The 13053-nt window shown below is 55.2% G+C and carries 9 protein-coding genes; 2 read left to right on the plus strand and 7 right to left on the minus strand.

What is annotated here, in order from left to right; all coding sequences use genetic code 11:
• Positions 1-856: 856 nt before the first annotated feature.
• From EO763_RS07870 to EO763_RS07900, 7 genes are all read right to left on the minus strand, one after another.
• The gene (locus tag EO763_RS07870) at positions 857-2212 is read right to left on the minus strand and encodes a TolC family outer membrane protein (protein ID WP_161528603.1); all 1356 of its coding nucleotides are present in this window, start codon (positions 2210-2212) and stop codon (positions 857-859) included.
• 2 nt (positions 2213-2214) lie between these two features.
• Positions 2215-3573, minus strand: coding sequence for an HlyD family type I secretion periplasmic adaptor subunit (locus EO763_RS07875; protein ID WP_161528604.1), 1359 nt, complete (start codon positions 3571-3573; stop codon positions 2215-2217).
• A gap of 64 nt (positions 3574-3637) precedes the next feature.
• Positions 3638-5485, minus strand: coding sequence for a type I secretion system permease/ATPase (locus tag EO763_RS07880; RefSeq protein WP_161528605.1), 1848 nt, complete (start codon positions 5483-5485; stop codon positions 3638-3640).
• 254 nt (positions 5486-5739) lie between these two features.
• Positions 5740-6357, minus strand: a complete 618-nt coding sequence (locus EO763_RS07885) for a heme acquisition protein HasA (protein WP_107333095.1) — start codon at positions 6355-6357, stop codon at positions 5740-5742.
• A gap of 117 nt (positions 6358-6474) precedes the next feature.
• Complete coding sequence (locus EO763_RS07890) at positions 6475-9153, minus strand: TonB-dependent receptor (protein ID WP_161528606.1); 2679 nt, start codon at positions 9151-9153, stop codon at positions 6475-6477.
• A gap of 260 nt (positions 9154-9413) precedes the next feature.
• On the minus strand, positions 9414-10367 hold the full coding sequence (locus EO763_RS07895) for a FecR family protein (protein ID WP_161528607.1): 954 nt from the start codon (positions 10365-10367) through the stop codon (positions 9414-9416).
• A 99-nt stretch (positions 10368-10466) separates the two neighbouring features.
• Positions 10467-10976, minus strand: a complete 510-nt coding sequence (locus EO763_RS07900; RefSeq protein ID WP_039506761.1) for an RNA polymerase sigma factor — start codon at positions 10974-10976, stop codon at positions 10467-10469.
• Positions 10977-11233: 257 nt separating this feature from the next.
• Between EO763_RS07900 and EO763_RS23255 the strand changes: the two genes are divergently transcribed.
• On the plus strand, positions 11234-11404 hold the full coding sequence (locus tag EO763_RS23255; RefSeq protein ID WP_162847959.1) for a hypothetical protein: 171 nt from the start codon (positions 11234-11236) through the stop codon (positions 11402-11404).
• Between the two features lie 119 nt (positions 11405-11523).
• Positions 11524-12948 carry an aminobutyraldehyde dehydrogenase gene (gene patD, locus EO763_RS07905; RefSeq protein WP_161528608.1) on the plus strand — a complete coding sequence of 475 codons (1425 nt, stop codon included), beginning with the start codon at positions 11524-11526 and terminating at the stop codon, positions 12946-12948.
• Positions 12949-13053: the final 105 nt, after the last annotated feature.

The raw sequence follows: 13053 nt of genomic DNA on the forward strand, positions 1-13053 counted from the left end.
TAGCCCCATTGCATTTCTTAATATAATGAAATAATTCGTTAGAATTAAAATAAGTGAGTTTTTACTGTGGCTACTATATGGACGGGTTGTTATTTGTTTTCTTGATCTAAATCTATTAATTTTTATCTTTGCGTTATTTCCTGAAAATAAAAGATCTCGCTCGCAATAATTGCGCATTTTTGATTTATTTAGTTTTTTAAGTGTAAATTTAATTTATTAATGATTTAAGTGAGTGTCTCTTGATGTGGTTGTTAATGAATGACAGGGGGTTTTCAAAAGTGATTAAATTTTTGTTCTTATTTTGTTGTGCTTTGTGTTCTTTTACTTTTTATTCTCGTTAACGTTAACCGCAAAAAACCATACCCTAGCGCCTCTTTTTCTACCCCTAACGAGGTATTTGTACATATTGTATTGTTTTTAAATGATTAGTTTAAAAAATAATAAAATGAATCCCTTTTTAGTAATGAAGTCAACGTCAGACCGCCGAGTCATGGCCGAAAAATAAAAAGGGTCGACATGTTGTCGTTATTCACGTCAGAAATATATATCCGTCATACTTCAAGTTGCATGTGCGTTGGCTGCGTTCAGTCACCCGAATCACTTACTCAAGTAAGCTCATCGGGATTCCCTCGCTTGCCGCCTTCCTGAAACTCGAATTATTTAGGGTATAGCTGACGGGTTTACTGCTGTTTTTACATTGGGTGCGAAGAGGGATGCACTTTATAGTGTGATTGGTTATTAATATAAATTTTTTATAAATATTTTAGAATATCTGGATGCGGCTTATTTTCCTTCCTAAATAGGATATAGTCGCACATCTGCGCCATCTCTTATGTTGTGTTCTGAATTCACGTTCTTAGAGGTGCACGAAATAGGTCGCGAGCTGACGCAGCGTCTGTTCATCGAGCGTACCAGCGTAGTAACGCAGCTGTAGCCAGGCCGTCAGCCACGTATAACGTGCTTCGGTCAGATCGCGTCGTGCGCCGTAGAGCTGCTGTTCGGCATTCAGCACGTCAAGATTCACGCGCTCCCCGCCCTGAACGCTCTTCTGTGTAGCGGTGACCAGCGCCAGCGCCGACTTTTCCGTCAGCTCATAGGCGCGAATTTTCGCCTGACTGCTGGTGACCAGATTAAACTGGCGACGCAATTCCGTCTGGATTGTCGCCGTCTGTTCGTCCTTTTCCCGCGCGGTTTGCTGATAGCGCTCCTGTGCCTGACGCGTCGCGGCAGAGACACCGCCGCCAGCAAAAATCGGTACGCTGACGCGGATACCAATCGACCGCGTATCGTATTTCTGGTTGTAGCTGTTTTCGGTATCCGACTGCGTATTGCGCGTGCTGGCAACCAGCGTGACCTGCGGCAGGTGACCCGCCCGGTTACGCTCAATGCCGTATTTCGCCACGGCCAGCGATTGGTTTAGCGCCAATAGCTGCGCGTTGTGGCGGAGCGCCAGCGATTGCCAGTGCTGATAGCCCGCAGGCTGAAGCGTCTGCGGTGTAAAGCGTGGCGTTAGCGCCGCAAGCTGATCCACGCCAACGGGCATCCCCAGCAGCGTTTCCAGTTCACGCAGGCTGATATCCAGATTGTCCTGTGCTTCGATAAGCTGCGCTTCTGTCAGGTTGACGCGCGCTTCGGTTTCTAGCATATCGGTGCGAGTGCCTTCTCCCTGCTGGAAGAGGCGTTGATTCAGTTGATATTGCTCGCGGTATGCGCGCTGCTGTGCCTGAACCAGCGCGATCTGCTCGCGGCTAAACAGCACGTTGGTGTAGGCCTGAAACAAGCGCACCAGCAGTTGCTGGCTGGCATCGCGCAGCTGTTCATCTGCCAGCACGGCGCTGGCTTCACCTTGTTGATAGCGCGACCACGCCGCGTAGTCGATCAACGGCTGTTGCAGGGAAAAACTGGAAGTGTGGCTGGTGTAATCCCGCTCCGACTGCTGACCACCCGCCGTAACCGTGGAATCGTTGCGGGACTGGCTGTAGTCATAGGTGACTTTTGGCAGCAGCCCGGCGCGCCCAATGTTCTTCTCTTCGCTGTCGGCATTACGCGCATGCACGGCGGCCTGAAAAGCCGGATCGTGCGTCAGCGCCTGCTGCCAAGCTTCCATTAATCCCAGTGCCTGACTCGGTGCGCTGTAGATCAGCGTGAGAAAAAGCGGGACGGCATAGCTGGAGCGGATCGCCGCGCGATAAACGGATGAAAAGCGCAGCATGCTTACTCCTCGGTCAGCGCCAGATGCAGGCGGTCAGAAAGCGGTTTGAACAGGTAGTTGAGCAGGGAGCGTTCACCGGTACGAATGAAGGCTTCCACCGGCATGCCGGGACGAACGTCCAGCCCGGCGAGTTGCTGCTTACCCTGTTCATCGACGTGAATGCGTAAGGCGTAATAAGGTTTTCCTGTCTGTTGTTCGACTAACTGATCGGCGCCGATCAGCGCGACAACGCCGGAAATACGCGGCGTGGTGCTTTGGTTGAACGCAGAAAACAGCAGCTCGACGGGTAGCCCGTTGCTGACTCTGTCTACCAGTTCGATAGGCAGCTGTGCGTCAATCAATAGCGGTTGCCCATCAGGAACAATCTCCATCAGCATCTGCCCGCTATTCACCACGCCGCCTTCGGTGTGCAGCGCCAGCCCGACTACCGTACCGCTGGCGGGGGCGCGAATGTGCGTGTGCTGAAGTTCATACTCTGCCGTTTTCAGCCGCTGGATGAGATCCTGAATGGAACGCTGGGTATCGGCGAGCTGGGCGCGCACCTCTTTCTGATATTCGTTCTGGCGCTGCTGGATCTTTTGCTCCAGCTCGACGACCTGCTGCTGGAGCTGTACCTGATTATTCCGTTCCTGCGCCATCGCGCCCGCTAACTGGGCGGCCTGCCGTTCGACGTCCAGCAGGCGATTACGGGCGATATAGCCTTCCTGCGCCAGCGGACGCAGCCCGCGCAGCTGTTCGCTGATAATCTGGAATTGTGTCTGGCTGCTGGCCAGCAGCGCCTGGGATCCCTGCGACTGCGCTTTTGCCCCGATGATGGCGGCCTGCATCGCCGCGCGTTCCTGTTGTAGCGCAGCGCGACGGCTGATGAAGAGCTGCTGCTGGGCGATCTGAATTTGTTGCGTGACGGTGCTGTGTTGCTCTGTGGGAGCAGGGAAAACGATCGTACTGAGATCGTCGCGTTCCGCCAGCAGACGTGCTTCGCCCGCGTGCGCTTCCTGAAGCTGCGTGACGAGATTATCGCGTTGCGCCTGAGTGGGCGTTTGGTCCAGCGTGGCAAGAATTTGCCCAGCCTGCACGTGGTCGCCATCCCGTACGGTGAGCGAGGCAATACGTCCGCTACTGACGGGCTGCACGGTTTTGCGGTTATCCGCGACGACGACCCGGCCGGATACGGCGACGCCTTTATCCAGCGGTGCCATGCCGGCCCAGAGTAGCAGGCCACCAAAGCCTGCCAGAACCAGCCAGAGGCCGTACTTCAAATAGCGTCCGGCGTCGGTGTGTAACGGCATCGTCGCGATATTATCCGCCACCTGAGGGAGGGGCGTTGTCGGCTGTGATGTGACTTCGCGTAACGCGGACATGGTTATCCTCTTCTTTCCGTGATGCTGTTCTGACGACAGACGTTTGCTATCAAAGGGCTGAATTTCATTTATCCGGCGCGGCGCGGAGAGACGCCGGTGCGCTGTACACCATACTTAGCCCGGCTGAACTCGGTTCCTTTGGGATAAAGGCATTTGCGGCGTCGGCTGTCTTCACTGGCGCAGGTCTCGTGCTGGGCGGCGTGGCGATAGGAGCCTTGGCGGGCTTGGCACGCTGTAGTTCTTTCAGCACCTGATCTGTTGCACCGAAATACTGGATTTGTCCGGCGCGCAGGACTAACAGCTTATTGGCGCAGGAAAGTAGTGCGGGTTTATGCGTGATCAGCACCTGCGTGCTTTTGGCTTCCTGTTGGGCGGCAATCGCGGCTAATAAAGCTTTCTCGCCGTCGTCATCCAGGCTGGCATTCGGCTCATCCATCACAATCAGGCGCGGCTGGTTGTAAATGGTTCTGGCCAAGGCGACACGTTGCTTCTGACCACCGGACAGCCCGGCACCGCCTTCGCCCAGCAGCGTATCGTAGCCTTGCGGCAGCCGCAGAATCATCTCGTGAACACCCGCTGTGACGGCGGCGGAAACGATCTTTTCTGCATCTGGCTGAGTGAAGCGGGCGATGTTTTCGGCAATCGTCCCGCTGAAAAGCTGAACATCCTGTGGCAGGTAACCGACGAAGCGGCCCAAATCGGCTTTGTCCCACTGATGCATGTCTGCGCCGTCCAGCCTGACTTTGCCACCGAGGGCGGGCATAGCGGCAACCAGCAGACGGGCGAGGGTGGATTTACCTGAGCCGGAAGGCCCTAACACGCCGAGCACATCGCCGGGAGCCAGTTCAAACGTGATATTGGCGAGTATGGGCGTACGCGTGTTGGGGGCGTTGGCGCTGAGCTGTTCCACCTGAAGTTTCCCTTCTGGTGCGGGCAGCGCCATGCCAGCGGGACGCGCTGGGTGATTATCGAGTAAGAGATTGACACGTTGCCAGGCGAGACGCGCCTGCATCCACTGTTTCCAGACGCCAATGATCTGATCGATCGGGCTGAGTACGCGACCCACCAGAATGGAGCCCGCAATCATCATGCCGGGCGTGATATCGCCCTTGACGGCCAGCAGGGCGCCCAGACCTAGCATCAGCGACTGAAGCGCCAATCGGGTGCTTTTCGTCAGGGAAGTCATGTTGGCGCTCTTTTCGCTGGCAACATTCTGATAATAGAGAAAAGATTTGTGCTGCGTCAGCCAGCGTTCGCGCATGGCGGGCAGCATGCCCATCGCTTCGATGGCATCGGCGTTGCGCAGGTTAGCGTTGGCCTGCTGCGTTGCCTGAACGGTGTTTTGTGCGGCTAAGGCCAAGGGTTCGCGCGTGAGTTTTTGATTCAGCCAGGCCAGAACAATGAGGATGATCGCCCCCGCCAGCGCCATCACGCCCAGCCAAGGATGAAGTAAGAAGATCACCAGAAGATAGACCGGAAACCACGGCGCATCAAAGAAGGCGAACAGCGCGTTTCCGGTGGCGAACTGGCGCAGGGCGGTAAGATCGTTTAAGGCTTGTCCGGCTCCTGCCGTCCCGTTCTTGAGATTGCTTTCAAACGCTGCATTGTAGATGCGCTGATTCAGGCGCATGTCCATCTGCGTACCGAGGCGGATCACCACGGCGCTGCGTATCCATTCCAGTAATCCCATCAGTAAAAACAGGCCCAGCATAATGATCGTCAGCATCGCCAGTGTCATCGTGCTGCTGGAAGGCAGTACGCGGTCATAAACCTGAAGCATATAAATCGCCGGTGCCAGCATCAGCAGGTTGATAACGGCGCTGAACAGGCCAATTCCCCAAAATCCCTGACGGTAGGCGGCCAGCGCGTCAATAATCTCCCGGCCTGATGAAGCCGGATGGGATGCGGGCATGGAATGTTCCTTCTTTAATAAAGTGCCATCGTTCTCACCGTGGTGTACCCACAAGGTGGAAGAGGGGGCGGTTAGCCGTACCGCTATTGACGCGGTTTGCTAACGGTTATTACACTCACTAGACCGTCGCGGTGCCGTGCCCGCCATACTTCACACTGCATCCGTGCAACGCGAAATATTGAGGGTATATACTCTCTCCGTACCGCGACGGTGTTCACTCAAACGGCTAAAAGCGTCATCTTTTAGCCGTTTTCTTATGCCGCCAGCAGATCGGCGGTTTCAGCGACGCCAACGACGTCAACCACGGTATCCGCAGAAAGCGCGGCATCAGCGGTCGCGGTGGCGAAGCTGAGGCTATCCAGGCTCGCGTTAATATCGATACCCGCATTGCTCAGCGCAGTCAGCAGCGGCTGAACCTGTCCGCTCATCAGGCCGTAAATCACGTCATGAACTACGCCGCGATCGCTAACGGTCTGGTTGGCAATATCAGTGGAGAGATCCAGCCCGCTGAAGGTCACTTCTGGCTCAGCAAGAGAGTACGTGGTGCCAGCCGTGGTGCCGCCTTGCAGGACGTTTCCGAATGACAGGCTGTCCAACTGACCCCACAGCGTGTGGGCAGGCGGGGAGAAGAGGCTATAGGTCAGATCGCCGCCTGCAATGAGCGCGGAGAAATCGTTCTGCGTACTCGTGATCGCATATTGAGTACCGTCTATAAAGGTGTCGCCGCCGTAAAAGCCCCCGGTATTATTGCCACCGACTTGTGTGTTACCCGCGGTATGATTAACGTCACCAAACGCTGCCGACCATTCAGTCAGGTAGCTGGCAATGCTGTAATTGGCATAGTAGGCATCGTAGGTAATTGCAAAACTCATAATAGATTCCTCATTAACTAACGATCTACAGGCACGGTCATCCGTGTCTGTCGTAAAAGAGGATGAGCCCTCCCATCCCCTTTGTTTTCCTGCCTCCCGCGTGGGGAAACAGAGAAATTAGAATCGATACTCCACGCCAGCCTGCACCGTTCTTCCCCGGCTTGGCGTGTAACCTAGTGATTCGCCATAGCTCACGACGTAAGTACGGTTAGCGATATTCTCGACGGAACCGCGCACCGTCAGGCTGTCGGTCAAACGATAGCTGGCATACAGATCGTAAACTTCATATTTGGGCCAGTCGGCTAAATAGGCGGAGTTGGCCGGTGCAGCGGCATCCTGATAGCCGGGAGCAAAACGCATCGTGACCCCCATATCCAGCTTGCGGTCGAAGACGCGCGTCCCCAGCGTGACGGAACCGCGGTCGCCCGGTAGATAGGCGGCGTTGCTGAATAACAGCGTTTTCTGGCAAGAAGCATCGCTGGCCGTGGTATCGACAGGCGTGGAGTAGTAGTTGCCTCGAGAACCGCCGACGGTCGTGACGCCCCCCATCCAGGCCACTGGCGCACAGAAATCGTTATTGCCGATCATGTGGGTGTAGGTGGCATCGACATATAAAAAGCCCGCGTCGTAATTAAGTTGGTATTCCATGCCGCGAAATCGACTCTTCGCCAGATTGTTTTGGAACACGGAATTACTGAGGGAATAGCCGTTATAGCCCGGTTTATTGCGCGCGCCGTTCAGGCTGATGTAGTTGTTTATCCGGGTGTCGAAATAGGACACCTTGGTGACCAGCCTGTCGCCGTCAGTGAACAGTTCTGGTTTCTGAATATTGAACCCGACCTCCCAGGCGCGGGAACGCTCCGGCTTAAGGTTGGGGTTCGGATAGAGGTAATAGTTGCCTGCGCTGTAGGTGCCGTTGGCAAAGGTTTCGCTGACTGATGGTGGACGCCAGGATAGGCCATAGCTGGTGTACAGCTGTAGCCATTCAACGCCGGGGCGGACGCCAGCAAACAGCGTGGGGGACAGCTTGCCGTGCTCGTCATCGACATTCCAATCCTGCGTGGTGGTCACGAACGGCGGGCAGCGCGCGATCGACCCTTGCTTACAGGGATCCGCGACGGTATAGGGGATTTCGCGATAGCTGATGCTGGTGGTGCCGCGTAACCGATAGCGATCGTAACGCAGGCCGCCTTGCAGTGTTACCCATTCGTCGTACGCGTAATTCAGATTCGCGAACAGGCTGGCCATTGCACGATTCCCTTCCGGAGTGGCGTTACTGGCGGTGCTATTGGTGCTGTCCGTGGTGATCTTGTCGTAATAGAAGTCCAGCCCGTAGTCGGTTTTCAGATCGTGCGGGCCCTGCTGCCACAGCGTCGAGGTGTTTTGCGCCTGCGCCCCGTACGTGCGTAACCGCGTGCTCTCGTGATACGCGCTGGTATTCGAGAGGGCATAGTTATCGGTGTCGTTATGGGTATCGGCGTAATAAATCTTGGCCTTAAAATCCAGCCAGCGCTGGTTGTCTGGCTTCAGGCTGTAATCCAGCGCGGTACTGCGCGCCATAATCTCGCTGTGTCCGCTGGCTTTCCAACCCAGTTCGGTATTGGAAAGGTTAGACAACGTTCCGGCGTTTTCAGAAGAGGTTTGTGTTTGCATATAGCTGAGCTGGAAGCGTTGGTTAGCAGGAAGGTTCCAGCCGATTTTTGCCAGCCGCGAGCGCATGGTGTAGGCCGCGCTGGTCACTTTCTGATGCTTTAAGTTATTGGCCCACGCTTCGTAATTACTTGAATTGCCTGGGATACGAATATTTCCGAGGTTGCCATCATTACCCGGCCAGTAATTGCCCAGATGACGCTCGCTGGCACCGACCAGAATGTCGCCGCGTTCGTTACCCAACGCGAGTACGCCGCTGCCGATAAAATGCGTTCCATTGTCGCCCGTGCTGGCGTGCAGTTTTCCGCCCAGCTCTTTACCTGGGGCGAGAAAATCGTGGGCATTGACGGTATTAAACGTGGCGACGCCGCCCAATGTGCCCGCGCTGCCCATCACGTTGGTCGCGCCTTTTTCAATCGTCGCGCCGGAGAGCAACTCCGAATCGATATACATCTGCCCGTTGCGCTGGCCGTAGCCGGTTTTTTGAAAATTCTGCCGCACGCCGTCAATGTTCATATTCACGCGACCGAAGTCCTGTATTCCACGAATGTTGACCGACAGCGAAGGGTCCTGCTGGCTGACGCTGGAGTAAACGCCAGCGGACTGTTCCAGCATATCAGCGGCGTGGCGGGAAGGGCGGTTATCCATCTGCTCGCGTGAAATGACGCTGATGGCGCGCGGTTGTTCATAGATCCAGTCGCCCGGATTGGCGACGGTAAACGCGCGTACCGTCATCACGTCGTCTATTTTTGCCGTATCGACGTTGACTGAACGAGGGCGCAGAGTAATGACGCCATTGCTGCCGATCTGAAAGTCGACTGGGTTGGCACCGATCAACTGACGTAATCCTTGCTCTGGCGTGAAACGCCCTTGAAGCGCAGCGGCCTGCAGGTTTTCCAGTTTGACGTCAGCAAAAAAGACCTGTAACCCCGCCTGTTCGGCGAAACGCAGCAACGCGCTGCTCAGCGGCTGCGCGCTGATGGAAAAGACGGAGCTTTGACGAGCCGCTTCCTGAACGCTGGCGGCCTGCGTTTCTGCTTGCGCATAGTGGAACGAGCCAGACAGCGACAGTGCGATGCCGACGGCAAGAGAAAGTGGATTACGTTGTAACAAGCGGCTGTCTTGCAGTTGTGTTCTTTTAAACATTTTTCGCCTGGTCTGCCATCTGTTAAATCATCAATAAGCATTAATAAACAAAGGGATAATTAGCCCTCTTTTCCTTAATGAAAATGATAATAAAAATCATTACCTAAATATGAAGACGGCTGAGATGACAGAACCCGTAAAAAAATATTTAAATTTTTTTCTCCGCAGAGTTGCGGCCTTGTGAACGTAAGGGGAAATTATGCGTGATTACCACTCCTGAGCAGCATGGCAGGAGTGGGGAAGGCTGGTGGGAGAAAGGATCAGTACAGAACCGTGACGCCGGGGAGTGAAATGGTTTTGGCACCCAGTTCGGTAGCGATGGTTTGCAATGCGCCATCCAGCTCGTTCAGCGAAAAAATGCCGCTGACCTGACGCTGACGCAACGCTGATGTGGGGATGACGATCGTACCCGCGCGGTACTGATTGATACGCGCGATCACAATAGCCAGCGGCTGTTGATCAAAAATGAGCAGGCCGCGTCGCCAGTCGCCGCGCTCGCGGCTATTCCAGCCGGGGAGGCGAGTCATCCCTTGTTCGGTATAGCGTGCCGCCTGTTGCTCATCAAGTCGCAGCGCTTGCCCGTTTGCCGTTACCTGAACGCGGTGCTCCACCACGCCGACGGTCGTGGCCTGTGATGAGTTCTGCACGATGAACTGCGTGCCTAGCGCCTGTGTGGTGCCCGATGCCGCCTCGACCAAGAAAGGCCGTTTTTCCTGTGTCGTCGTCGGTGCGACGGTGAACCAGGCCGAGCCTTGCAGCAGCGTGACGCGCCGTTCTTGCGACGTGTAAGCGAGCGAAATGGCGCTGCCCGCATCCATATCGACCGCACTGCCATCCGGCAGCGTAACGTGTTTGACCTGATGTGCCGCATGATAATCCGAACGTAACATGAGGATGCCGTCGGAAATCCACGTCGTGCCGAAACTGAAGCCCAGTAGCAGCAAGGCGGCGATTTTCCACTGTGTTGCGCGGTTAACGCGCCTGACAGGCAATGTGGCTGGCGGCTGTGGTTGCAGCACTTGTTTTTGCTCGGCGCTGAGCGACCCGAGCCCGTGCCAGAGCATCCCTGCCTGTTCCAACGCGTGGCGATGGTGCGGATCCTGTGCCAGCCAGTGCTGGAATATCAGTTCCTGTTCATCGTCCAGCGGCGCTTCGGCCAAACGTATGGCCCAGCGTGCTGCCTGCTGTTGGATTTCAGGAGGATAATCGTTCATGTTGTAGGCCTGGAATATGTAGGGTCTCTAAATACGTAGACGTTTGACGGCAATAAACCCGTAAATAATTTGTGATTATTTCACGATGGGCGACGCGTTTCACGAGGAGCGGATCGTCATCATCGCGTTCAGCGTCATGGCAAGGTGTTTCTCAACGGTGCTGAGGGAAATCTCCAACTGCTGAGCAATTTGTGCCTGCGTCATGTGTTCAAACCGATGCAGATGAAATATCAGTTGTGTGCGCTCCGGCAGTGTCGCCAGTACCTTTGCCAGACGCTCCAGCTCCTGTTGGGCGATGGCCGTTTGATCGAGCTGGGGAGCGGCATCCGGCAGGTATTCCAGCGTCGCTTCCACGTCGTCAACGGACGTCGCCATCTGCCAGCGCTGCTGGTGACGGACATGATCAAGCAGCAAATTATTTGCTGTCTTATAGAGATACGCCTTCTTGTCGTCTACATCATCTTGCTGTTCCAGCCGTTGTGCCAACCGTAAAAAACTCTCTTGCACCAGATCTGCCGCTGCCTGAGGGTCGCGCAGTTTATGATTGAGATAGCGTTCCAACCGTTCTGCATAGTGGTTGAACAGCATTCTGAGTTCAGACTCTGACATGCCAACGTCCCGTCAGGTGACCTTCCCGCCGACTCTGCGGCAACGGAACCCCTTTCCCTTGTCACGGCGCTATCCATAGCGATCCTGTCCGTTGATATCGACGGGGTAAGGCCCTGAATAATAAATATGTGTAATTGATAATTATTATCACATATGACGAACTGGAAAGCAGAGTTAAATCTTCTTCAGATTGGCGGATTCTCGCCATCGACTACACTTATCTTTGCTGGCTTATTATTTAATCAGGAGATACAGAGATGACCACGAAGGACTCAACGCAGGATCCTAAAGAGGTGACGGTCAGCGAAGGGCTGGCAAAGGTGCATGAGGCATCAGAGCAGTTGACGGAAGAAGAGATTGAAGCGCTGGCTGAGGAAGCCAGACAGGCCGCCACGCAGACGCAGAAAGAATCAGGCAACGCACCCTAGTGTCATGCCACGGTTGCAGAACGGAGCGACAGCTAAGCACAACGTGGCAGGTTTTTTGCACAGACATTTTACAGATAGTGATGAAAAACAAGATGGTTTTCTCTCTGTAAGGAAAATGTATGCACGATAAATTACTGATAGAAGGCAAGCTGGTCGCGGGGAAAGGCGAGGCGTTAGCGGTATTTAATCCTGCCACGGGAGAGCAAATTGCCGCCATTGCGCAGGCCGATTTGCACCAGGTTGATGCAGCCGTTCTGGCCGCAGAGTCCGCTTTTGCACACTGGGGCCAGACCACGCCGAAAACGCGCGCGACGCTACTGCTACAGATTGCTGATGCCATCGAGGAAAACGCCGAGACGTTTGCCGAGCTTGAATCGCTGAACTGCGGTAAACCCTACCATGCGGCGCTGAATGATGAAGTGCCTGCGGTCGCCGATGTGTTTCGCTTTTTTGCGGGGGCGGCACGCTGCCTGAGCGGTTCGGCGGCGGGAGAGTATCTTGAAGGACACACTTCGATGATCCGACGCGATCCGGTTGGCGTAGTGGCGTCCATCGCACCGTGGAATTACCCGTTGATGATGGCGTCGTGGAAGCTGGCACCCGCGCTGGCGGCGGGAAATTGCGTGGTGCTGAAACCGGCGGAGCAAACCCCGCTGACCACGTTCTATCTGGCACATCTGCTGTCGGAGATCCTGCCGGCGGGCGTAGTGAATATTGTGTTCGGGCGCGGGGCGGATATCGGCGATGCGTTGACGGGGCATGAGAAAGTCAACATGGTGTCACTGACTGGTTCGATTGCGACCGGCGCGCATATTCTGTCGCATACCGCCGCGAGCGTAAAACGAACGCATATGGAGCTGGGCGGCAAAGCGCCTGTGATTGTCTTCGACGATGCTGATATCGATCAGGTAGTTGATGGAATCCGCAGTTTCGGTTTCTACAATGCGGGGCAGGATTGTACTGCTGCCTGTCGGCTGTATGTGCAGCGAGGGATCTACGATGAGGTCGTAGAAGCATTAGGAAAAGCGGTAGCGACGCTGAAAATAGGCGATCCACATGATGAAACGACCGAGCTGGGGCCATTAATTACCGAACCACAGTTGAAACGCGTGATTGGCTTTGTCGAACGCGCCAAAGCGCTGCCGCACATTACGGTGGTGACCGGTGGCGAGCGGGTGAAAGGGCAGGGATTCTACTTCCAGCCTACGGTGCTGGCGGGGGCAAAGCAGGAAGACGAAATCGTTCAGAAAGAGGTGTTTGGCCCAGTGATATCCATCACACCGTTTGACGATGAAGCGCAGGTGATTGGTTGGGCGAATGCCTCACATTACGGGCTGGCCTCGTCGGTTTGGACGCGCGATATCGGGCGGGCGCACCGTCTGGCCGCGTGCCTTCAGTACGGCTGTACCTGGGTGAATACCCACTTCATGCTGGTGAGCGAAATGCCGCACGGTGGGCAGAAGCTGTCTGGCTACGGCAAGGATATGTCGATGTACGGTCTGGAGGACTACACCATCGTGCGCCATATCATGATCCGGCACTGAGGATTTTCTGTCTGCCGCAGGATTCTGTTTATCCTGAACGGCAAGCGGGTAATGACATAGCGCGTTTATCCAGCCTCGGTGTGCCCCAAAAAAGGGCGCGCTGGA

It is taken from the genome of Pectobacterium odoriferum (assembly GCF_009931295.1).
Classification (GTDB): domain Bacteria; phylum Pseudomonadota; class Gammaproteobacteria; order Enterobacterales; family Enterobacteriaceae; genus Pectobacterium; species Pectobacterium odoriferum.